Annotated in this window: 19 protein-coding genes; 10 read left to right on the plus strand and 9 right to left on the minus strand. The window is 62.6% G+C overall.

From position 1 onward, the window contains the following. Positions 1–389 precede the first annotated feature (389 nt). Positions 390–575, plus strand: a complete 186-nt coding sequence (locus G7025_RS11360) for a hypothetical protein (protein ID WP_181079101.1) — start codon at positions 390–392, stop codon at positions 573–575. Between the two features lie 43 nt (positions 576–618). Here G7025_RS11360 and G7025_RS11365 read toward each other — a convergent pair whose 3' ends face one another. The 9 genes from G7025_RS11365 to G7025_RS11405 all read right to left on the minus strand — a co-directional run bounded on the left by G7025_RS11365 (position 619) and on the right by G7025_RS11405 (position 12,760). After that, complete coding sequence (locus G7025_RS11365) at positions 619–2,244, minus strand: glucan biosynthesis protein D (protein ID WP_181079104.1); 1,626 nt, start codon at positions 2,242–2,244, stop codon at positions 619–621. 357 nt (positions 2,245–2,601) lie between these two features. Next, complete coding sequence (locus tag G7025_RS11370; RefSeq protein WP_181079107.1) at positions 2,602–4,464, minus strand: NAD(P)-binding protein; 1,863 nt, start codon at positions 4,462–4,464, stop codon at positions 2,602–2,604. 66 nt (positions 4,465–4,530) lie between these two features. Beyond that, positions 4,531–5,955, minus strand: a complete 1,425-nt coding sequence (locus G7025_RS11375) for a gamma-aminobutyraldehyde dehydrogenase (protein ID WP_181079110.1) — start codon at positions 5,953–5,955, stop codon at positions 4,531–4,533. A gap of 170 nt (positions 5,956–6,125) precedes the next feature. Beyond that, entirely contained in the window at positions 6,126–6,935 is an 810-nt protein-coding gene (locus tag G7025_RS11380) for an ABC transporter permease (protein ID WP_181079113.1), read from the minus strand. Next, entirely contained in the window at positions 6,925–7,857 is a 933-nt protein-coding gene (locus G7025_RS11385) for an ABC transporter permease (protein WP_181079116.1), read from the minus strand. Before G7025_RS11385 ends, G7025_RS11380 begins: the two co-directional genes overlap by 11 nt. Before the next feature lies 1 nt (position 7,858). Further along, the gene (locus G7025_RS11390; RefSeq protein ID WP_181079118.1) at positions 7,859–8,893 is read right to left on the minus strand and encodes an ABC transporter ATP-binding protein; all 1,035 of its coding nucleotides are present in this window, start codon (positions 8,891–8,893) and stop codon (positions 7,859–7,861) included. Between the two features lie 140 nt (positions 8,894–9,033). Beyond that, positions 9,034–10,185, minus strand: a complete 1,152-nt coding sequence (gene ydcS, locus G7025_RS11395) for a putative ABC transporter substrate-binding protein YdcS (protein WP_181079121.1) — start codon at positions 10,183–10,185, stop codon at positions 9,034–9,036. A 73-nt stretch (positions 10,186–10,258) separates the two neighbouring features. Then, positions 10,259–11,716, minus strand: coding sequence for a gamma-aminobutyraldehyde dehydrogenase (locus G7025_RS11400; protein ID WP_181079124.1), 1,458 nt, complete (start codon positions 11,714–11,716; stop codon positions 10,259–10,261). Positions 11,717–11,848: 132 nt separating this feature from the next. Beyond that, positions 11,849–12,760, minus strand: coding sequence for a LysR family transcriptional regulator (locus tag G7025_RS11405; RefSeq protein WP_181079127.1), 912 nt, complete (start codon positions 12,758–12,760; stop codon positions 11,849–11,851). Positions 12,761–12,927: 167 nt separating this feature from the next. On the opposite strand from G7025_RS11405, the gene G7025_RS11410 reads away from it, so the two are divergent. From G7025_RS11410 to prfB, 9 genes are all read left to right on the plus strand, one after another. After that, positions 12,928–13,635: a tellurite resistance TerB family protein gene (locus tag G7025_RS11410; protein WP_181079130.1), complete on the plus strand. Its 708-nt coding sequence runs from the start codon at positions 12,928–12,930 to the stop codon at positions 13,633–13,635. A gap of 150 nt (positions 13,636–13,785) precedes the next feature. Continuing rightward, the gene (locus G7025_RS11415) at positions 13,786–15,408 is read left to right on the plus strand and encodes a methyl-accepting chemotaxis protein (protein WP_181079133.1); all 1,623 of its coding nucleotides are present in this window, start codon (positions 13,786–13,788) and stop codon (positions 15,406–15,408) included. Continuing rightward, a complete protein-coding gene (locus G7025_RS11420; RefSeq protein ID WP_181079136.1) occupies positions 15,408–15,920 on the plus strand; it encodes a chemotaxis protein CheW in 513 nt (170 codons plus the stop codon). Before G7025_RS11415 ends, G7025_RS11420 begins: the two co-directional genes overlap by 1 nt. Further along, positions 15,917–17,170, plus strand: coding sequence for a CheR family methyltransferase (locus tag G7025_RS11425; protein ID WP_181079139.1), 1,254 nt, complete (start codon positions 15,917–15,919; stop codon positions 17,168–17,170). The genes G7025_RS11420 and G7025_RS11425 overlap by 4 nt, the downstream gene beginning before the upstream one ends. After that, entirely contained in the window at positions 17,167–17,865 is a 699-nt protein-coding gene (locus G7025_RS11430; protein ID WP_181079141.1) for a chemotaxis protein CheW, read from the plus strand. Before G7025_RS11425 ends, G7025_RS11430 begins: the two co-directional genes overlap by 4 nt. Beyond that, a complete protein-coding gene (locus G7025_RS11435) occupies positions 17,862–20,129 on the plus strand; it encodes a hybrid sensor histidine kinase/response regulator (RefSeq protein WP_181079144.1) in 2,268 nt (755 codons plus the stop codon). The genes G7025_RS11430 and G7025_RS11435 overlap by 4 nt, the downstream gene beginning before the upstream one ends. Continuing rightward, complete coding sequence (locus G7025_RS11440; RefSeq protein ID WP_181079147.1) at positions 20,126–21,136, plus strand: chemotaxis response regulator protein-glutamate methylesterase; 1,011 nt, start codon at positions 20,126–20,128, stop codon at positions 21,134–21,136. Before G7025_RS11435 ends, G7025_RS11440 begins: the two co-directional genes overlap by 4 nt. A 51-nt stretch (positions 21,137–21,187) precedes the next feature. Further along, positions 21,188–22,189 carry a response regulator gene (locus G7025_RS11445; protein WP_181079150.1) on the plus strand — a complete coding sequence of 334 codons (1,002 nt, stop codon included), beginning with the start codon at positions 21,188–21,190 and terminating at the stop codon, positions 22,187–22,189. Between the two features lie 163 nt (positions 22,190–22,352). Further along, positions 22,353–23,448 (plus strand): peptide chain release factor 2 gene (gene prfB, locus G7025_RS11450; RefSeq protein ID WP_098100956.1). Its coding sequence is split into 2 segments (ribosomal slippage): positions 22,353–22,424 and positions 22,426–23,448, totalling 1,095 coding nucleotides; the frame shifts between segments, so codons are not numbered across the junction. The last annotated feature ends 51 nt before the right edge of the window (positions 23,449–23,499 follow it).

Raw genomic sequence — 23,499 nt, forward strand, 5'->3', positions numbered from 1 at the left:
GCGTTGGGCTGCGAAGCAGCCCCAAAACATAGTCCCGGAGCTGCCTCGCATACTGCGACGCTCCTATTGGGGCTGCTGCGCAGCCCAACGCGGGGCAAGCCCGCTCACCACAGTTACAGTGTTCCTCCTTAACTGACTGGCATTGCCCTGACCCGGTGGGTTTTTTTACGCCTCGCGATGGGGAAAAGGCTGTAGGTATTTGTTACCCAAGTATTTTTTTAAGTGAATACTCTAAAAAAATCCCACGCGCTGCGAGATTGTTTCTACGCTTACGGTAAGCCTGATTTCTGGCCCGGGAAGTCAGTCGGCTTGCCGTCGGGGCGTTGCGCTTCACGGGACGCAGGTGATGGGCGCAAGGAGTAGTTGTTCGATATCAGGAGAAGCAGTCCATGGCCAAGTCCTATGGTGTAGCGGGTGTGGTGACGTCATTTCTGACGCGCAGGGTGTCTTTGCGGGGGCGAAGGTTGAGTTCGGACGAAGTGGAACTGCTGGCGCAGTATCGCGCATTGACGGAGGACGATCAGGTGGCCATGCGCTATTTGATTGGCGCGATGAAAAGCGTGTCGCGGTTCTGATCCGCCCTCCAGTCAGGGGGGAGCGGGTGCTCCCCCCTTGTTATCACGTGTACTTGCGCTGCTCCGGTGCCGGCGGAAAGTACTGGTACAGCCAGGTTTCGCTCAAGGTGCGGTCCTGGGTGCGAATGAACAGGCGCAATTCCACCGGCTCCACGCTGTCGCTGGTCGGGTACCAGTCAAACAGAATGCGGTAGCCCTTGATGTTGTCGAGCACCAGCACGCTGAAATCCTTTACCTCGCCGTGGGAGCAGGTGACCACCGGTTCGATCCCGGTGCCGGCCGGCAGGCGGTCCAGGCCGCCGCCTTTGAAGTCCACGGCAAAACGCCGTGCCCATACCTCCGGATAATGCTCGCCCGGTGCCCAGCCCTCGGTAAAACCGCCCATGCCGGAGCGGGTGGCATCCACCTGCGCCAGCGGCGTGCTTACCGGCGGCAGGGCGCTCCAGTACAGTTTGTAGCCGTAGTTGAGCGAATCGCCGGCGGCCACCGGTTTTTTCGGGGTCCAGAAGGCCACGATGTTGTCCAGGGTTTCGCCGGTGGTGGGAATTTCCAGCAAGTCGATCGAGCCTTCACCCCAGGCTGTCGTGGGTTCTACCCACAGGCTTGGGCGTTTGCTATACCAGTCCACGGTGTCCTGGTAGCTGGCGAACTCATGGTCGGTCTGCACCAGGCCGAAGCCTTTCGGGTCGGTGTCGGCGAATGCGTTGAATTGCAACTTGGCCGGGTTGTTCAACGGACGGCAGACCCACTCGCCGTTGCCGCGCCACATGGCCAGGCGGTCCGAATCGTGGATCTGCGGGTGGATGGTGTCGCACATGCGGCGCTCGTGGGTGCCGCAACTGAACATGCTGGTCATCGCCGCGATGCCCAGTTGCTCGATTGCGGTGCGCGCATTGATATGCGCGTCGATGGCCATCACGACCTGGTTGGCCTGGCAGTCGATATCGAAGCGATAGGCACCCGTGGCGCTCGGCGAATCGAGCAGGGCGTAGACCACAAAGCGGGTGGCGTTCTTGTCCGGGGTCTCGAACCAGAACTGCGTGAAATCGGGAAACTCTTCACGCTTTTTCGCGTAGGTGTCGATCGCCAGACCGCGGGCGGATAACCCGTACTGACCGGTGGAATCGACCGCGCGGAAGTAACTGGCGCCGAGAAACGACAGCACGTCATGACGGTCCAGCTCCGGCGCCTTGAACAGTTTGAAGCCGGAGAAACCCAGGTCGCCGGTCAGCTGTTTGGTGTCGACCGTGGTTTTTTCATAGTTGAACAGTGAAGGGCGGAAATGCACCTCACGCGCTTCACGCGTCTTGGGGTCGACGCTGTGCATGCGCACCGGCGTCTTGAAACCCATGCCGACGTGGAAGAATTGCACGTCGAGCTGGCCATTGAGTTCTTTCCACAGCGAATGGTTGCCGTCGTAGCCGATCGCGTTGAAGTTCTGCGGAGTCATGGTCGCCAGCGTCGGCGGCAGTACTTGTTTGGTGTCTTTGTAGGCGGTTGCGGCCAGTTGTTTGGCCTGGGCCTTGAGCGTTTCGAAGTCGAACGCCACGGCTTTGCCATCGGCGGCGCGGTTCCCGGCCCAGGCCTGGGCAGCGAGCAGGCCACTGGCCGACAGACCGGTATAAGCCGCAATGGCCATGGACGCTTTGAGCAAATTCCTGCGATGCATAGAGACAACCTGTCGTGAGCAAATCCCGCGCCGTTCCTGGCACGTGCTGGATCAGAAAATACGGTTCGGACATGCCTTCGGCCAAACGCTACGGACATTAAACAGACGCCGGATAGCTTAAGCGGTTCGGTGGAGGAGGAAAATTGATTGATGGCGGGGTGATGGCATTGCAAATGCGACAAGACATTTCCGGGGCTGTGGACGAACACATTACTCAAGAATTATGAAAATCCAATGTGGGAGCAGGCTTGCCCCCCGATAGCGGTGTATCAGCCAACTATTTCAGTGCTGACCCACTGCTATCGGGGGCAAGCCCCCTCCCACAAAGAGTTTTGTATTGTCGGTCAGAGGTGTGTTTCAGGCCACTTCGCCCACGGCTCGGTACGCCTCGTCGATCGCCGCATGGGCGTACGCACTCCACGCCGCGTCCGAGTTGGCGATGCTCACATGCCCCAGGGGTTTGCGCGCCAGGTTCATCAGCGCTTCGCTTTCGTCGGCGTCATCGAACAGGCTGTTGGAAAAATACGCATAGCCGTGGGACCAGCGATTCACTGTGATCGCCAGAATATCCGTCTCATGATTGAACCCGCCCGGGCCGAGCATGCGTTGCAGTTGGTCACGCAACTGCGCTTCCAGTTGCTCGAATGTCTGCCCATACAAGCGGCCACGTCCGGCGCGGGCCTGATCGCGGGCGTTCATGCCGCTGTTGGGGCTGGTGGGCACGTAGACCATGTGCAGGCCGATCGGTTGCGTGGGGTCGCGCGGGTGGTCGTAACCGCCCATGCTCACCGGGTAGTCCAGTTTGATGCGGCTGTACGGCTGGGTGGCCGCGTAGATTTCATGCACCCCCAGCTTCTGAAACGCTTGCCAATTTCGGATCACTACCTTGGTGTACACCAGCGGGAATTTCACGTTCTGGCTCAAGGCGTGGGCCTGAGGCGCGGGCAGGCCTTTGAGCAGGTAAGGAATCATCATGTTGTAGCAGGCCAGGATGCAGCGTTTGCCGCGCACCTGTGCGAGTTGTCCGCCTCGGCTGTAGCCGATATGCACGCCATCGCCGACATTGCGCACGCTCACCACCGTGCTGTTCAAACGCAGGCGCACCGGTGCCTTGGGTTGATCGAGCCTGGCGTAGTCGAAGGCCGCCAGCACGATATCGTCCATGCTGTGCCCTGGCGCCACCCCGGGAATCAGGCTGCGCACCAGGAGGCGTGCGAGCGACGCATTGCCGTCCGGGAAATGATAGATGTAGGGCTCTTCCATTTCTGCGGCGGCTTCTTCGCTGATAGGCGCCAGATTCATTCCGCCAAAACCTGGGAAACCCACATTGTAGGCATCGGAAGCAGCCACGGCATCGATGCTCAAGGCCATGAAGTCGTTGGTACGGCTCTGAAAATACTTCACCGCGCCTTCCGACAATCCCACGTTCTTGAGCAGGAAATCCCGGTAGCTGGTGGCTGCCAGGTAGTCAGCCTTTTCCTTGGCGTTCTTGCCGGGCAGGTAGTCCCTGGGGGCGGTGTGCAGCTCGATCAGCGCCTGGCGGTCGGCGGTCGGCAGTGGGAAGTCATTGATGAAGTCACCGAGGGCACGCGCATGCAACTGGTCCGGGGCGATGTCGTCAGCCACCATCGGCGTCGGGTCGCCGGTCACCAGTTTGTCTTCGCCGAAATTCTCCTTGTCGAAGAACACCCCGCGCGACAGCCCCAGGTTTGGGTAGAACTGGCGGTCGAAGGCCGTTTCGAAGCGCTTGATAGTCACCCCGAGTTTTTTCAGCAGGCCGTTCACCGGTTTGCTGAACAGGTGGTTGGGCGACTGGAAGGCCTCACTGCCGCCGTAGCCGATGATCATGCGGCCGCCGGCCTGGAACTCATTGCGCTTGGCGTGGCCGCCGAAGTCGTCGTGGTTCTCCAGGATCAGGATTTTCGCATTCGGATGTTTCTCGCGGTAGAACCACGCCGCCGACAAGCCGCTCAGGCCACCGCCGACCACCACCAGGTCATAGTGCTCGGTGATGGGCAATTTATCGGTGTCGAAGACTTTCTTTTCCCAACCCATCTGGTGCGCCACTTCGAAGGCGCCGACATGGCTGCCGCGCAGGCCGGTGAGGGCGGGTGGGTAATAGCGACCGTCGGGCGCGGCCCGAAGGATCTGCAGCGGCGTCATGCCGGCAGCGACGGTGATGGCGACGCCGTTGAGGAAGTCGCGGCGGGTGATGTCCATGGGCATTCCTGAAAATTATTGTTATGAGCCCCCTGCAAGCGCCTGCGTGCAGGGGGTGGCGGCGAATCAGTGCTTGAACATCACATGCCGGACCGTGGTGTAGTCCTCCAGGCCATACATGGACATGTCCTTGCCATACCCCGACAGTTTCTGACCGCCGTGAGGCATTTCGCTGACGAGCATAAAGTGGGTATTTACCCAGGTGCAGCCGTACTGCAGGCGCGCGGCCAGGCGATGGGCGCGGCCTACGTCGGCTGTCCATACCGACGAGGCGAGGCCGTAGTCCGAATCGTTGGCCCAACCCAGCACCTGGGCTTCGTCGTTGAACTTGGTCACTGACACCACTGGCCCGAACACCTCGCGGCGCACGATTTCGTCGTCCTGCTGGGCGTCGGCCAGCACGGTCGGTTCAAAGAAGAACCCATTGCCTTCCACGGCCTTGCCGCCGGTGATCAAACGGATATGCGGTTGTGCCACGGCACGTTCGACAAACCCGGCCACGCGGTCGCGGTGTTGCGCGGTGATCAATGGCCCCAGCTCGGTGCTCGGGTCATCCTGCAAACCGTACTTGATGCTGGCGACCGCCGCGCCGAGCTTCTCGACAAACGCGTCGTAAATGTCCGCCTGGGCATAGATGCGGCACGCCGCCGTGCAGTCCTGGCCGGCGTTGTAGAAGCCGAAGGTGCGGATGCCTTCAACGGCGGCGTCGATGTCCGCATCGTTGAAGATAATCACCGGTGCCTTGCCGCCCAGCTCCATGTGCATGCGTTTCACGCTGTCGGCAGTGTTGGCGATGATGTTCGCGCCGGTGGCGATGGAACCGGTCAGTGACACCATGCGTACTTTCGGGTGCTGCACCAGTGGGCTGCCCACGGTCGGGCCACGGCCGAACACCAGATTGAGCACGCCGGCCGGGAAGATCTCCGACGCCAGTTCCACCATGCGCAACGCCGTCAGTGGGGTTTGCTCCGACGGTTTGAGCACCACGGTATTACCGGCGGCCAGGGCCGGGGCGATTTTCCACGCGACCATCATCAGCGGGTAGTTCCACGGCGCGATGGACGCGATCACGCCTACCGGATCGCGGCGGATCATCGAGGTATGGCCGGGCAAGTATTCGCCGCTGGCCGAACCGCTCATGCAGCGGCTGGCGCCGGCAAAAAAGCGGAACACGTCGGCAATCGCCGGGATCTCGTCGTTGAGCGCGGCGCTGTAGGGTTTGCCGCAATTGTCCGACTCCAGCTTGGCCAGTTCTTCACCGTGGGCTTCGATGGCGTCGGCCAATTTGAGCAACAGCAGCGAGCGGTCCTTGGGCGCGGTCTGCGACCAGTTCTCAAACGCGGCATCGGCGGCCCGCACGGCGGCGTCGACCTGGGCTTCGCTGGCTTCGTTGATTTCCACCAGCACACGGCCCAGGGCCGGGTTGAACACCGCTTGTGCCGGGCCTTCGCCTTGTACCAGTTGGCCGTTGATCAGCAGTTTGGTTTGCATGATTGAGTCCTCCAAAAAACGCGTGTTATTTCCCTGAAGAAACCGGATTTAAATGTGGGAGGGGGCTTGCCCCCGATGCCAGTGGTTCAGTGACAGCTGTGTTGGCTGTCACACCGCTATCGGGGGTAAGCCCCCTCCCACATTTGAACCGCGTTCCTTCAGTGGCCAAGTTATTTACCGCCACTCCCCGCCACGCTTTCACCGCCGCGGGTCAAGTAATAAGCGCCCAGGATCGGGAACATCGTCACCAGCATCACCAGCATCGCCACCACGTTGGTCACCGGCACATCCCGTGGCCGGCTCAACTGGTTGAGCAACCACAGCGGCAAGGTGCGTTCATGCCCGGCGGTGAAGGTGGTGACGATGATTTCGTCGAACGACAGCGCAAACGCGAGCATGCCGCCGGCCAGCAACGCCGAGCCCAGGTTGGGCATGATGATGTAGCGGAACGTCTGCCAGCCGTCGGCGCCCAGGTCCATCGACGCCTCGATCAGGCTGTGGGAGGTGCGGCGCAGGCGCGCGATGACGTTGTTGTAGACAATCACCACGCAAAAGGTCGCGTGGCCGACGATGATGGTGAACATCCCCGGCTCGATGCCCAGGGTCTTGAACGTCGCCAGCAGAGCGATACCGGTGATGATCCCCGGCAGCGCAATCGGCAGGATCAGCATCAGCGACACGCCCTGTTTGCCGAAGAACTCCCGTCGATACAAGGCCGCCGAGGCCAGCGTGCCGAGCACCATGGCGATCAGGGTGGCGATGGCAGCGATCTGCAGCGACAACTTGATCGCTTCCAGCACGTCGGGCCGTGCGAACGCCACGCTGAACCACTTCAGGGTAAAGCCCTGGGGCGGAAAGCTGAACGCGGCTTCTTCGGTGTTGAAGGCGTAGAGGAAGATGATCAGGATCGGAAAGTGCAGGAACAACAGGCCGCCCCAGGCGGCCATGCGCAAACCGAGAGTGGCTTTTTCAGAGTGCATCGAAGGCCCCCAGGCGTTTGACGATGGACAGGTAAATCGCGATCAGCACGATCGGCACCAGGGTGAACGCCGCCGCCATGGGCATATTGCCGATGGCACCTTGCTGCGCGTACACCATGCCGCCGACGAAGTAGCCCGGCGGGCCCACCAGTTGCGGCACGATAAAGTCGCCCAGGGTCAGCGAGAACGTGAAGATCGACCCGGCGGCGATCCCCGGCACCGACAGCGGCAGAATCACCTGCATAAAGGTCTGGCGCGGCTTGGCCCCCAGGTCGGCCGAGGCTTGCAGCAACGACGGCGGCAAACGCTCCAGGGACGCCTGAATCGGCAGAATCATGAACGGCAGCCAGATATAGACGAACACCATGAACCGTCCCAGGTGCGAGGTGCTCAAGGTGCTGCCGCCCACGCCGGGGATGCCCAGCACGAAATGCAGCAGCGGCTCCAGCCCCAGGTGCTGCACAAACCACTGCGCCACGCCGCCCTTGGCCAGCAGCAGGGTCCAGGCGTAGGCCTTGACGATGTAACTGGCCCACATCGGCATCATCACGGCGATGTAGAAAAACGCCTTGGTCTTGCCGGTGGTGTAGCGCGCCATGTAGTACGCAATCGGGAAGGCGACAATGGCGCTGGCGATCGACACCACGATCGCCATGCTCAGGGTGCGCAGGATGATGTCGAAGTTCGACGGCTGGAACAGCGCGGCGAAGTTGGCCAAGGTGAGGTCTGGAGTGACCGCCATGGTGAAGTCATCGAAGGTGTAGAAGCCTTGCCACAGCAGGGTCAGCAACGACCCCAGGTAGATCGCGCCGAACCAGATCAGCGGCGGCACCAGCAGCATTGCCAGGTACAGGTTGGGCTTGCGGTACAGCAGGTTGGAAAACCTGCGCATCGGCGCGTGTTGGGGAAGGGCCAGGCTCATGTCACACCTCGCCTGCGCTGTCAGTCAGCGGCGTCATGGCTTCCCGCGCCCAACGCGCGGTGAGGGGCTGGCCGACCTGATGGGCGCCGCTGGTGTCCAGCCACTGGTTGTTGGCCTGGCTGATGTTCAGGGTCTGGCCGTTGTCCAATTTCAGCTCAAAGCGGGTGGCGCTGCCCTGGTACTGGATGTCATGCAGCACGCCGCTGATCTCCACATCACCGGCGCCCAGCGGGCCTTCGGCAAACCGCACGTGCTCCGGGCGGATCGAAAACGGCTGGGCGCTGCCGCCCAGGCGCCGGGCCAGTTCGCCGCGGATCACGTTGGAGGTACCGACGAATTCGGCGACGAACGCCGTGGCCGGTTTCATGTACAGGTTGCGTGGAGTATCGACCTGTTCGATACGGCCCTTGTTGAACACCGCCACGCGGTCGGACATCGACAGCGCTTCGGTCTGGTCGTGGGTCACGAAGATAAAAGTGATGCCGAGCTGGCGTTGCAGCTTTTTCAGCTCGCTTTGCATTTGTTCGCGCAGCTTGAGGTCGAGGGCGCCCAATGGCTCGTCGAGCAACAGCACGCGCGGACGATTGACCAGCGCCCGGGCCAGGGCTACCCGTTGGCGTTGGCCGCCGGAGAGCTGCACGGGTTTGCGCTCACCGTAGCCGCCCAGCGCCACCATGCCCAAGGCTTCCTCGGCGCGGTTGAGGCGTTCGGCCTTGCCTACGCCCTTTACCTTCATACCGTAGGCCACGTTGTCGCGCACATTCATATGGGGGAACAGTGCGTAATCCTGAAACACGGTGTTTACGTCGCGCTGATACGGCGGCAGGCCGGCGGCTTCCTCGCCATGAATGCGGATCGAGCCGGCGCTCGGTTGCTCGAAACCGGCAATCAGGCGCAGGCAAGTGGTCTTGCCCGAGCCGGAGGGGCCGAGCATGGAAAAGAACTCGCCGTCCTGGATATCGATGGACACCCGGTCAACGGCCTTCACTTCGCCGAATTGACGGGAAACGTGGGTGAATTGGACTGCAAGCGTCATGGTGCGGTGCTCCAAAAAGGCGCGGGTCGTCGCAGCGGCCCGGCCTGGACTTCTGAAAAAACAAAACATCTGTGAGTGCGGTCAATGTGGGAGGGGGCTTGCCCCCTCCCACAGGAGACCTTCAAATAACCTGAAGGTCGTTACCGGCCGCCCATGATCGCGATGTAATCCTGGGTCCAGCGGCTATACGGCACGAACTTGCCACCCTCGGCCTGCGGGGTTTTCCAGAAGGCGATTTTGTCGAATTGGTCGAAGCCATTGGTCTTGCAACCCTCGGCGCCGAGCAGTTCGCTCTCCTTGCACGCGGCCGGCACCGCCGGCAGCGAGCCGAACCATGCGGCGACATCGCCCTGGACCTTCGGCTGCAGCGACCAGTCCATCCACTTGTAGGCGCAGTTGGGGTGTTTGGCCTCGCTGTGCAGCATGGTGGTGTCGGCCCAGCCGGTGGCGCCTTCCTTGGGAATAGTCGAGGCGATCGGTTGTTTCTCGTTGACCAGCCCGTTGACCTGATATGGCCAGGCGCTGGAGGCCACCACGCCCTCGTTCTTGAAGTCACTCATCTGCACGGTGGTGTCGTGCCAATAGCGGTGAATCAACGGTTGCTGGGCACGCAGCAGGTCAAGCACGGCCTTGTACTGGGCTTCGGTCAGTTCGTAGGGGCTCTGGATGCCCAGCTCCGGCTGGGTGGCCTTGAGGTACAGCGCCGCATCGGCAATGTAGATCGGGCCGTCATACGCCTGCACGCGGCCCTTGTTCGGCTTGCCGTCCGGCAGGTTCTGCGGGGCGAACAGCACGCTCCAACTGGTGGGTGCGGTCTTGAACACGGTGGTGTTGTACATCAGCACATTCGGCCCCCACTGGTACGGGGTGCCGTAGGTCTGCTGGCCGACCACGTACCACGGCGCATCCTTGAGACGCGGGTCGATGTTTTTCCAGTTGGGAATCAGCGCCGTATTGATCGGCTGCACACGCTTGCCGACGATCAACCGCAGCGACGCATCGCCGGAGGCGGTCACCAGGTCATAGCCGCCTTTGGCCATCAGGCTGACCATTTCGTCAGAGGTGGCGGCGGTTTTCACATTGACCTTGCAGCCGGTTTCCTTCTCGAAACCGCTGACCCAATCGTAGGCTTTGTCGCTTTCGCCACGTTCGATATAGCCGGGCCAGGCGACGATATCCAATTGGCCTTCGCCGGCGCCGAGTGCTTTGAGCGGTTCGGCGGCCTGCAGGCTGGCGCTGGCCAGCAGCGCGGTGGTCAAGGCACTGAGCAGTGCGGTCTTGTGCGCGGACATGGGGGTTCCCTCTTCTTTAATTATGGTCGGGGCAGTGTGTGAAGCCGTGACGCATGAGCTTAGTTGTTGTTTTTTAAAGGTGCTGACCGTGACGCGCCATGATGTGGCGCACCACGCTGTAGTCTTGTAGTGAGTCGCTCGACAGATCTTTCCCATACCCCGAACGCTTCAAACCGCCATGGGGCATTTCGCTGACCAGCATGAAATGGCTGTTGATCCAGGTGCAGCCGTATTGCAGGCGCGCGGCCACTTGCATGGCTTTGTCCAGGTTCTGGGTCCACACCGACGAAGCCAGGCCGTATTCGGAGTCGTTGGCCCAGTCCACCGCTTGCTCCAATTCATCGAAGCGGGTCACGGTGACCACCGGGCCGAACACTTCGCGCTGGACGATTTCATCGCCCTGCTTGCAACCGGCCAGCAGCGTGGGTTGGTAGTAGAAACCGGCACCGGAATGCACCGCGGCGCCGGTGACCCGTTCGATATGGGGCTGGCCGAGGGCGCGCTCGACGAAACTGGCGACGCGGTCGCGCTGGCGTGTGCTGATCAGCGGGCCGAGTTCGTTATCGGCATCGCGTTTGCCGGCAAAGCGCAGGCTGCTGACAGCGGCGCCCAGTTCGGCGACCAATTTGTCGTGAATCCCGGCCTGGGCGTAGATGCGGCACGCGGCAGTGCAGTCCTGCCCGGCGTTGTAATAGCCATAGGCGCGCACACCCTCGACCACGGCCTGCAGGTCGGCGTCGTTGCACACGATCACCGGTGCCTTGCCGCCCAGTTCCAGGTGCGTGCGTTTCAGGGTCTTGGACGCGGCTTGCAGAATCTTCTGGCCAGTGACGATATCGCCGGTCAGCGACACCATGCGCACCTTGGGGTGGCTGACCAGATGGCTGCCAACGCCTTCGCCGCCGCCGCACAGAATGTTGATCACCCCGCGTGGCAACAGCGCTTTAAGCACGGGCGCCAGGGCCAGGATCGACAACGGCGTGTGTTCCGACGGCTTGAACACCAGGGTATTGCCGGCGGCCAGGGCCGGGGCGATCTTCCACGCGGCCATCATCAGCGGGTAGTTCCACGGCGCAATCGAGGCCACCACGCCAATCGGGTCGCGCCGCACCATGCTGGTGTAGCCCGGCAGGTATTCGCCGCTCAGTTGGCCGGTCTGGCAACGCACCGCGCCGGCGAAGAAACGGAACACGTCCACCGTCGCGCTCAAATCATCCTGGCGCGCCAGATGCAACGGCTTGCCGCAGTTCAGCGATTCCAGGCGGGCCAGGTAGTCGGCTTGTTTTTCGATGGCATCGGCGATGCCCAGCAGCAGGTTGGAGCGTTGCTGCGGCGTGGTGCGCGACCAACCGGCAAATGCACGATGGGCGGCGAGGATGGCGCTTTCGACTTGCTCGGTGCTGGCTTCGGCGATGTGAGTCAGCACGTCACCGGTGGCCGGGTTGAGGATCGGCTCGACAAATCCTTGGCCCTGAACCAATTCGCCGTCGATCAGCAACGCAGTGAGCAGCGGGGTGGGCGCGCCGGACATTTTTCGCGATCTCTTTTCTTGTGTGGCCATGGGCGTTCTCTTACAAGGCGCCCGGCTTTCTCTTATGGATGAGCCGAGAGTAGAGCGCGGGCGCGAGGTCAACAAATACTAAATACTGAATGCAGCATTCGATTAAATAGATGGCTTGCGTGGGTGTGGCTGTTCGCGCGCCACGGTGAGGAACGGGTCCACCAGGGTTGGCCGTGCGGTGCCACGGCGCCAGGCCAGGCCCACGTCGAGGGTCTGGCTGAGGTCGGCAATCGACCGCGCTTCGATGATGTCGCCTTCCAGCGACCATGGGCGGTAGGTCATGTCCGGCTGGATCGACACCCCCAGGCCCGCCGCCACCAGGCTGCGCACCGCTTCGGTGGAGGCCGTGCGCAGGGTCACGCGCGGTTGCAGGCCGGCGCCGGCCCACAGGCGCTGGGCGTTATGGTCCATTTCGTCGACGTTCAGTTGAATCAACGGTTCGCGCGCCACGTCGGCGAGGTTGATGCTGTCGTGTTCCAGCAATGGATGCTGCGCCGGCAGCCACAGGCGATGGGGTGAATGGGTCAGGACTTCGGTCTGCAGGGCGTGACGATCTTCAAGGTTGGAGAGGATCAGGACACCCACGTCGATTTCGCCGCTGACCAGTAAGTGCTCGATATACGGCCGCTCGTCTTCCATCACGCGGATTTCCACATTGGGGTAGGCGCGTTGGAAGCGGGTCAGCAGGTCGGCCAGATAATAGCCGGCCACCAGGCTGGTCACGCCGATGATCAATTGCCCGGCTACCTGGTCGGTGCTCTGTTGCAGGCTGCGCTTGGCGTTGTCGACGGTGGCGAGAATCAGGTGCGCCTGACGCAGGAACTGATGGCCCTGGTGAGTCAGGGTCATGCCCTTGGCGTGGCGATTGAACAGGTTGACGCCAATCTCCTGCTCCAGTTGCTGGATCGCCAGGGTCAGAGTCGACTGGGAAATGAACGCAGTCTGCGCTGCGGCGGAGATCGAGCCGGTCTCGGCCACCGCAATGAAGTGGCGAATTTGACGCAAGGTCATCATGCGGGAATTACCAGAAGGCTGTTTTTATAGATGTGCGCGAGTGTATATCGGTTTTAGCGAAGGGCAGCTGCGTTACATCTGGAAGCACTCTAGATCCAGGCTTTTTGGCACTTAGTTTTACGCTGGCGGCCTATTGGTCCTATGAACTCAAGTATCTGGAGGCTGTTATGAACACCCGTGGATTGCTCGATCAGTTGCTCAAGTCCGGCCAGGACATGTTGCAGAACAAGGCCGGCGGCCAGCGCAAACAGGAAGACAAGGGCGCCTTGGGCGGTCTGCTCGGCGGTGGCGGCCTGGGCAGTCTGCTCGGTGGCTCCGGTGGCGGGGCCCTGGCTGCCGGTGCCATGGGGCTGTTGCTGGGCAACAAGAAAGCCCGCAAATTCGGCGGCAAGGCGCTGACCTACGGCGGGCTGGCCGCCTTGGGCGTCATCGCCTACAAAGCCTACGGTAACTGGCAGGCGCAACAGGCCAGCGCGCCCCAGGGCGAGCCGCAGACCATCGACCGTCTGCCACCGGCCCAGGCCGAGCAGCACAGTCAGGGCATCCTCAAGGCATTGGTCGCGGCCGCCAAGGCCGACGGGCATGTGGATGAGCGCGAGCGCGCACTGATCGAAGGCGAATTCACCAAGCTGGACAACGACCGCGAATTGCAGCATTGGCTGCACGCCGAACTGAACAAGCCCCTGGACCCTGCCGATGTCGCCCGCGCCGCCGGCACCCCGGAAATGGCCGCCGAGATGTACATCGCCAGTGTGATGCTGGTGGATGAGGAAAATTTTATGGAAAAGGCCTATCTGGATGAATTGGCGCGCCAGCTCAAACTGGAGCCGGGCTTGAAGCTGGAACTGGAAAAGCAGGTACGCCTTAACCCATAACCACCGGTTTCAAACAAAGTATGGGAGGGGCTTGCCCCTCCCACCGACGTTTTAGTGTTTATGTCGGTACCCCACCAAAACCCATTCATAAATGAGCGCTGCTGCTCAGCTATACTCCCCCCCATTTGAATGGGCCTTCGAGGAATTACTGTGAAGAACTGGACCTTGCGCCAACGGATCCTGGCAAGTTTTGCGGTCGTTATCGCCATCATGCTGTTAATGGTCGTGGTCTCTTATTCACGGTTAATGAAAATCGAAGCCGGGCAAGAGGCCGTGCGCGATGACGCGGTGCCGGGGGTGTATCTCAGTTCCATGATCCGCAGCGCGTGGGTCGACAGTTATCTGCTGACCCTCGATATCATCGGCATGCGTGAAGACAAGACCCTCACCAGCGCCGACAAGAGCGATTATCAGAGTTTTGAAAAGCGCATCGAACAGCAGATGGCCAACTACGAGAAAACCATCGGCAACCAGGCCGACCGCATGGAGTTCGATAACTTCAAGGCTGCGCACATCAATTACAACAAGGTTCTGGCTCAGGTGATCGAGCGCATCCAGGCCAATGATTTACCGGCCGCGCACGACCTGCTCGAAGAGCAACTGACGCCTGTCTGGACCGAAGGCCGTATGAAGCTCAATGACATCATCACCGAAAACAAAGGCGTGTCCGACAACGCCACCTCCGCTATCGATGAAGCCGTAGCTGCCGCCAAAGTCAGCATGTTCGTGTCCCTGGCCGTGGCGATCCTCGCCGCCGGCCTGTGCGGCCTGCTGCTGATGCGCGCGATCATGTCGCCGATGCAGCGTATCGTCGAAATCCTCGAAACCATGCGCACCGGCGATCTGAGCAAACGCCTGAACCTGTCGCGCAAGGACGAATTCAACGCGGTGGAAACCGGCTTCAACGACATGATGACCGAGCTGACCGCCCTGGTGTCCCAGGCCCAGCGCTCGTCTGTGCAGGTGACCACTTCGGTTACCGAGATCGCCGCCACCTCCAAGCAGCAACAGGCCACCGCCACCGAAACCGCCGCGACCACCACCGAGATCGGCGCCACGTCCCGCGAAATCGCCGCCACCTCCAAGGACCTGGTGCGCACCATGACCGAAGTCTCCACCGCCGCCGACCAGGCATCGGTGGCCGCAGGTTCCGGCCAGCAGGGCCTGGCGCGCATGGAAGAAACCATGCACTCGGTGATGGGCGCCGCCGACCTGGTCAACGCCAAGTTGGCGATCCTCAACGAGAAGGCCGGCAACATCAACCAGGTGGTGGTCACCATCGTCAAGGTCGCCGACCAGACCAACCTGCTGTCGCTCAATGCCGCCATCGAAGCCGAGAAGGCCGGTGAGTACGGGCGCGGCTTTGCCGTGGTGGCCACCGAGGTGCGGCGCCTGGCCGACCAGACCGCCGTGGCGACTTACGATATCGAGCAGATGGTGCGTGAGATCCAGTCGGCGGTGTCGGCCGGGGTGATGGGCATGGACAAATTCTCCGAGGAAGTGCGTCGAGGCATGTTCGAAGTGCAGCAGGTGGGCGAGCAGCTGTCGCAGATCATTCATCAGGTCCAGGCGCTGGCGCCGCGGGTGCTGATGGTCAACGAAGGCATGCAGGCCCAGGCCACCGGTGCCGAGCAGATCAACCATGCGCTGGTGCAACTGGGCGACGCCAGCAGCCAGACCGTGGAGTCTCTGCGTCAGGCCAGCTTCGCCATCGATGAACTGAGCCAGGTTGCGGTGGGTCTGCGCAGCGGCGTGTCGCGTTTCAAAGTCTGATGAGCGACCTCGCGGCTAAACGCGGCGCCGTCCCGGCAGCGAAAAAAGCGTTGTTCCTGGTATTTCATATCGGCAGCGAACGCTATGCCCTGCGGGCCACCGAAGTGGCCGAAGTGCTGCCGCGCCTGCCGCTCAAGCCCATCGCTCACGCGCCTGCGTGGGTGGCGGGGATTTTTGCCCATCGGGGCGCGCTGGTGCCGGTGATCGACCTCAGCGCCCTGGCTTTCGGCACACCGGCCCAGGCCCGCACCAGCACGCGGCTGGTACTGGTGCACTACCAGCCGCAGCCCTGGGTTGCGGCGCGCCGGCTGGGGCTGATTCTGGAGCAGGCCACCGACACCCTGCGTTGCGGCCTTGAAGAGTTCCAAGCGTATGGCCTGGACAACCGCGAGGCGCCGTACCTGGGGCTGGTGCGTGAGGATGCACAGGGCTTGATGCAGTGGATCGGCGTCAACGATCTGCTCACCGACGACGTGCGTGCCCTGTTGTTCGCCGACGAGCAAAGCCTATGATTAACGACCCGCGCTTTTTCGCTTTTCTCAAGGAGCGCATAGGCCTGGACGTGGCGTCGGTGGGCGAGGCCATCATCGAGCGCGCGGTGCGCCAGCGCAGCAAAGCTGTCGAGGCGCGCACGCCGGATGATTACTGGCAGCACCTGCAGCGCTCCCACGACGAGCAGCAGGCGCTGATCGAAGCGGTGATCGTCCCTGAAACCTGGTTTTTCCGTTACCCCGAATCCTTTGCAACCCTGGCGCGCCTGGCCTGCACGCGCCTGGCCGAGATCAACCAGATGCGTGCGCTGCGCATCCTGAGCCTGCCGTGTTCCACCGGCGAAGAACCTTACTCGATCGCCATGGCCTTGCTTGATGCCGGCCTGGCGCCGCATCAGTTCAAGGTGCAGGGCGTCGACGTCAGCCCACTGTCGGTGGAGCGCGCCCGGCGCGGCGTGTACGGCAAAAATTCGTTTCGCGGCGGCGACCTGGCGTTTCGCGAACGCCACTTCACCGAGCATGGCGACGGTTACCACATCGCCGAGCGCGTGCGTGAGCAGGTGCGCCTGCAAGTGGGCAACCTGCTCGACCCGGCGCTGCTGGCCAGTGAGGCCAGTTATGACTTCGTGTTCTGCCGCAACCTGTTGATCTACTTCGACCAACCGACCCAACAGCAAGTGTTCGACGTGCTCAAGCGCTTGACCCACGTTGACGGCGTGCTGTTCATCGGCCCGGCCGAGGGCAGTCTGCTTGGGCGTCATGGCATGCGTTCGATTGGCGTGCCGCAGTCCTTTGCCTTCAGCCGACATGTCGAGCCGACCAAGCCGGCGCCGACCTTTGTACCGACGCCTAGGCCGCAACGCAGCGCGGCACCGATTCCCGCCAAGCCTCGGCCGTTCAGCACGGTGAGTGCCCAGGTGATGCCGATCCAGGTGCCGCCGTCCGAGGCGGGCACCTTGCTCAGCCGTATCGCGACCCTGGCCAACGAAGGCAAAAGTGCCGAAGCGCGTGCTGCGTGCGAACAATATTTGAGCAACCACCCGCCGGCCGCCCAGGTGTTCTATTGGCTGGGGCTGCTCAGCGATGTGGAAGGTAGCGCCCTGCAGGCGCAGGGGTATTATCGAAAAGCCTTGTACCTGGAACCCCAGCATCCGCAGGCCCTGATGCAGTTGGCCGCGTTGCTGGAGTCCCAGGGCGACCGTGCGGGGGCGCGTCGTTTGCAGGCGCGGGCCGTGCGCAGCGAGCGAGCTGACAGTGAGTCCAAACCATGAGTAGTGACGCGCTCGACACCACCGGCCTGGACCTGACCCTGGCCGACACCCAAGCCATCGACGATTGCTGGAATCGCATCGGCATCCATGGCGACAAATCCTGCCCGCTGCTGGTGGAGCATATCCACTGCCGGAACTGCTCGGTGTATTCCGCCGCCGCCACGCGCCTGCTGGACCGCTATGCGTTGCAGCAGGGCGATCATCGCGCCCACGTCGCCGAGACAGTCGACGAGGACGTGGTCACCCGTTCACTGCTCATGTTCCGCCTTGGCGAGGAGTGGCTCGGTATCGCTACCCGTTGCCTGGTGGAAGTGGCACCGCTGCAACCGATTCACTCCTTGCCCCACCAGCGCTCACGCGCCCTGCTCGGCGTGGCCAATGTGCGCGGTGCGCTGGTGGCGTGCCTCTCGCTGGTGGAACTGCTTGGCCTGGACGCCGCCGGCGCTGGCCCCGTTGGCGGGCGCAGCATGCCGCGCATGTTGATCATTTCCGCCCAGGATGGCCCGGTGGTGGTGCCGGTGGATGAAGTGGACGGTATCCACGCCATCGACGAGCGCATGCTGAGCGCGGCGTCGGTGTCCGGCACCCAGGCCAGCGCGCGCTACACCCAGGGCGTGCTGCAGTGGAAAGGCCGCAGTCTGCGTTGGCTGGACGAGGCACAATTGCTGTCTGCCGTGACCCGGAGCCTTACATGACCCCCGACCAGATGCGCGATGCCTCGCTGCTGGAGCTGTTCAGCCTGGAAGCCGATGCGCAGACCCAGGTGCTGAGCGCGGGGCTGCTGGCGCTGGAGCGTAACCCGACCCAGGCCGACCAGCTTGAGGCCTGCATGCGCGCGGCCCACTCCCTCAAGGGCGCGGCGCGCATCGTGGGGGTGGATGCCGGGGTCAGCGTGGCCCACGTCATGGAGGACTGCCTGGTCAGCGCCCAGGAAAGCCGTCTGTACCTGCAACCTGAACATATCGATGCGTTGCTGCAAGGCACCGACCTGCTGATGCGCATCGCCACGCCTGGTAATAACGTAGGGCCGGCGGATATCGAGGCATACGTGGCGTCGATGGAGCGCTTGCTGGACCCCGCGCAACCGAGCGCCGCAATCGCGCCGCCGACGGTACCCGAGCCGGCGCCCGAAGCACTGGCGCGGGAAGCCGAGCCGGCACCGCCCGTCGCCAGCGACCCGCCGCGCCAAGGCAAGCGCATGACCGAGGGCGGCGAGCGCGTGCTGCGCGTGACCGCCGAGCGCTTGAACAGCCTGCTGGACCTGTCGAGCAAGTCCCTGGTGGAAACCCAGCGACTCAAGCCGTACCTGGTCAGCCTGCAGCGCCTCAAGCGTATTCAAAGCCAGAGCGTGCGCGCCCTCGACACCCTGGACGGTCAGCTCAAGACCCAGCACTTGAACCTCGAAGCCCAGGAGGCCCTGACCGATGCACGCCGCCTGTTGGCAGAAGCCCAGGCGCTGCTCGCGGAAAAAACCGCCGAGCTCGATGAGTTCGGCTGGCAGGCCGGGCAGCGCGCCCAGGTGCTTTATGACACCGCGCTGGCCTGTCGCATGCGTCCATTTGCCGACGTACTCGGTGGGCAAGTGCGCATGGTGCGCGACCTTGGCCGCAGCCTGGGTAAGCAGGTGCGTCTGGAGATCGAAGGCGAGAAAACCCAGGTCGATCGCGACGTGCTGGAAAAGCTCGAAGCGCCACTCACGCATTTATTGCGCAATGCCGTCGATCACGGCATCGAAATGCCCGAGCAGCGCAGACTGGCGGGCAAGCCGGCCGAAGGGCTGATCCGCCTGCGCGCCTCCCACCAGGCGGGGTTGCTGGTGCTGGAACTGAGCGACGACGGCAATGGGGTGGACCTGGAGCGCCTGCGCGGCACTATCGTCGAGCGCAAGCTGTCGCCGCTGGAAACCGCGTTGCGCTTGAGCGAGGAGGAGTTGCTGACGTTCCTGTTCCTTCCGGGGTTCAGCCTGCGCGACAAAGTCACCGAGGTCTCCGGGCGCGGCGTCGGGTTGGACGCGGTGCAGCATATGGTGCGCCAGTTGCGCGGCGCGGTGGTGCTGGAGCAGACGGCGGGGCAGGGCAGCCGCTTCCATCTGGAGGTGCCGCTGACCCTGTCGGTGGTGCGCAGCCTGGTGGTGGAGGTGGGCGAAGAGGCGTATGCGTTCCCGCTGGCGCATATCGAGCGCATGTGCGACCTGGCGCCCGAGGACATTGTGCAATTGGAAGGGCGCCAGCATTTCTGGCACGAAGGCCGGCATGTCGGCCTGGTCGCCGCCAGCCAGCTGCTGCAGCGCCCGGCGGGGCAGAGCCCTTCAGAAACGCTGAAAGTGGTGGTGATCCGCGAGCGTGACGCGGTGTACGGTATCGCGGTGGAGCGTTTCATCGGCGAGCGCACGCTCGTGGTGTTGCCGCTGGACGATCGCCTGGGCAAGGTTCAGGACATTTCCGCCGGTGCGTTGCTCGACGACGGCTCGGTGGTGTTGATCGTCGATGTCGAAGACATGCTGCGCTCGGTGGACAAGTTGCTCAATACCGGCCGCCTGGAGCGCATTGCCCGCCGCAGCCAGCAGACCACCGAAGCACCGCGCAAACGCGTGCTGGTGGTCGATGACTCGCTCACGGTGCGTGAACTGCAACGCAAATTGTTGCTTAATCGTGGCTACGAAGTGGCCGTGGCCGTCGATGGCATGGACGGCTGGAACGCCTTGCGTTCCGAGGACTTCGACCTGCTGATCACTGACATTGATATGCCCCGCATGGACGGTATCGAATTGGTCACACTCTTGCGCCGTGACAGTCGCCTGCAATCGTTGCCGGTGATGGTGGTGTCTTACAAAGACCGCGAAGAAGACCGCCGGCGCGGGCTCGACGCCGGGGCCGACTATTATCTGGCCAAGGCCAGTTTCCACGACGACGCCTTGCTTGATGCGGTGATGGAACTGATCGGAGGCGCGCGGGCATGAGGATCGCCATCGTCAACGACATGCCCCTGGCGGTCGAGGCCTTGCGCCGTGCGTTGAGTTTCGAGCCGACGCATGAGGTGGTGTGGGTCGCCAACAATGGCCTGGACGCGGTGCAGCGCTGCGCCGAGCTGACCCCGGACCTGATCCTGATGGACATGATCATGCCGGTGATGGACGGCGTGGAGGCCACGCGCCAGATCATGGCCGAGACCCCGTGTGCGATCCTGATCGTGACCGTCGACCGCCAGGCCAACGTGAGTCGTGTGTTCGAAGCCATGGGGCATGGCGCCCTCGATGTGGTGGATACACCGGCGCTGGGCGTGGGCAACCCCAGGGATGCGGCCGCGCCGTTGCTGCGCAAGATCCTCAATATCGGTTGGCTGATCGGCCAGCGCGGCAGCCGTGTGCGCGCTGAAGTCGCGCCCCCGCGCCATGAGGGTAAACGCCAGCGCCTGGTGGCCATCGGCTCATCGGCGGGTGGTCCTGCGGCCCTGGAAACCCTGCTCAAGGGCTTGCCCCGGGATTTCCCTGCCGCCATTGTGCTGGTCCAGCACGTCGATCAGGTATTCGCCGCCGGCATGGCCGAATGGCTCGGCAGCGCTTGCGGCCTGCCGGTGCGCCTGGCCCGTGAAGGTGAGCCGCCCCAGAGCGGGGTGGTGTTGCTGGCCGGCACCAATCATCACATTCGTTTATTGAAGAACGGTACGCTGGCCTATACCGCCGAGCCGGTGAACGAGATCTATCGCCCTTCGATCGACGTGTTTTTCGAGAGCGTCGCCAGCCACTGGAATGGCGATGCCGTCGGCGTATTGCTGACCGGCATGGGCCGTGACGGGGCCCAGGGCCTCAAGTTGCTGCGTGAACAAGGTTATTTGACCATCGCCCAGGATCAGCAGAGCTCGGCGGTGTATGGCATGCCCAAAGCGGCGGCGGCAATCGATGCCGCTGTTGAAATTCGCCCACTGGATAGAATTGCGCCTCGTCTGCTGGAGGTCTTTGCACAATGAGCAAGGCCTTGCGCGGTGCTGGTTTGCAGGTGGTAATTCAGGTGACTGCAGATGAATGACTTACAGATCGACGACATCAAGACCGACGAAAACGCCGCCATGGTGTTGCTGGTCGACGACCAGGCCATGATCGGCGAAGCCGTCCGGCGTGGCCTGGCCCAGGAAGAAAACATCGACTTCCATTTCTGCGCCGACCCGCACCAGGCGATTGCCCAGGCCATCCGCATCAAGCCGACGGTAATCCTGCAGGACCTGGTGATGCCCGGCCTCGACGGCCTGACCCTGGTGCGTGAGTACCGCAATCACCCGGCCACGGCGAACATCCCGATCATCGTGCTCTCCACCAAGGAAGACCCGCTGATCAAGAGCGCGGCCTTTGCAGCCGGCGCCAACGATTACCTGGTCAAACTGCCGGACAATATCGAGCTGGTGGCGCGCATCCGCTATCACTCGCGTTCCTACATGACCCTGTTGCAGCGTGATGCGGCGTACCGTGCGTTGCGGGTCAGCCAGCAACAGTTGCTGGACACCAACCTGGTGCTGCAACGGTTGATGAACTCCGATGGCTTGACCGGGTTGTCCAACCGCCGCCACTTCGACGAATACCTGGAGCTGGAATGGCGCCGCGCCATGCGCGACCAGACCCAGTTGTCGCTGCTGATGATCGACGTGGATTTCTTCAAGACCTACAACGACAGCTTCGGCCACGTCGAAGGCGACGAAGCCCTGCGCAAGGTGGCCGACACCATCCGCGAAGCCAGCAGCCGCCCGTCGGACCTGCCGGCGCGCTACGGCGGCGAAGAGTTCGCCCTGGTGCTGCCCAACACTTCGCCGGGTGGCGCGCGTTTGGTGGCGGAGAAACTGCGCATGGCCGTCGCCGCGTTGAACATCCCGCACAACGCCCCGACCGAGGGTTCGTGCCTGACCGTCAGCATCGGCCTGTCGACCATGACGCCGCAGCAGGGCTCCAGTTGCCGGCAGGTGATCATGGCCGCGGACAAGGGGCTGTACACGGCCAAGCACAATGGGCGCAATCAGGTCGGTATCGAGTGACCTGAGGCTATGCTCAACTCACTGTGGGAGAGGGCAAGCCCGCTCTTACAGTGGATTTTCATGGGAGTTGAAACCGCCTTTTCGGCTCAGCGGGCTGCCGTTTCCAGCTGTTTGCCGTTATACTCGCCGGCTTTCAAAAGTTCGCCAACGAGTGCTGCCCGCCATGGAAATCAACCCGATCCTTAACACCATCAAGGACCTGTCCGAGCGCTCCGAAACTATTCGGGGGTATCTTTGACTACGATCAAAAGCATGAGCGTCTGACCGAGGTCAATCGCGAGCTTGAAGATCCGAGTGTCTGGAACAAACCTGAATACGCCCAGGAGCTGGGTCGCGAGCGCGCTGCGCTGGCGCAGATCGTCGACACCCTCGATGAGCTGAACACCGGCCTGGCCGATTGCCGTGATCTGCTGGACATGGCCGTTGAAGAAAACGACGAAGGCGCAGTGGGCGATGTGGTCGCCGAGCTGGCCCGTCTCGAGGAAAACCTCGCCAAGCTCGAATTCCGCCGCATGTTCAGCCACGAAATGGACCCGAACAACGCCTACCTGGACATCCAGGCCGGTTCCGGCGGCACCGAGGCCCAGGACTGGGCCAACATCCTGCTGCGCATGTACCTGCGCTGGGCCGACAAACGCGGCTTCGACGCGACCATCATGGAGCTGTCGGCCGGTGAAGTCGCCGGCATCAAGGGCGCGACCGTGCACATCAAGGGCGAGTACGCCTTTGGCTGGCTGCGTACCGAGATCGGCGTGCACCGCCTGGTGCGCAAGAGCCCGTTCGACTCCGGCAACCGTCGTCACACCTCATTCTGCGCAGTGTTCGTCTCGCCCGAGATCGATGACAAAGTGGAAATCGAGATCAACCCGGCGGACCTGCGGATCGATACCTATCGTTCCTCCGGTGCCGGTGGTCAGCACGTTAACACCACCGACTCGGCCGTGCGGATTACCCACGTACCGACCAACACCGTGGTCAGCTGCCAGAACGAACGCTCCCAGCACGCCAACAAGGACACCGCCATGAAAATGCTGCGGGCCAAGTTGTACGAGCAGGAAATGCAAAAGCGCAACGCCGCGTCCCAGGCGCTGGAAGACACCAAGTCGGACATCGGCTGGGGTCACCAGATCCGCTCCTATGTGCTTGATGCCTCGCGGATCAAGGATCTGCGCACTAACATCGAACGCAGCGACTGCGACAAGGTGCTCGACGGCGATATCGACGAGTACCTGGAAGCCAGCCTGAAGTCCGGCCTGTAACACCCTCTGTGGGAGCGGGCTTGCCCGCGATCCCCAGGCCGAAGGCCTGGG

It is taken from the genome of Pseudomonas lurida, assembly GCF_013522705.1.
Taxonomy (GTDB): Bacteria; Pseudomonadota; Gammaproteobacteria; order Pseudomonadales; family Pseudomonadaceae; genus Aquipseudomonas; species Aquipseudomonas quebecensis.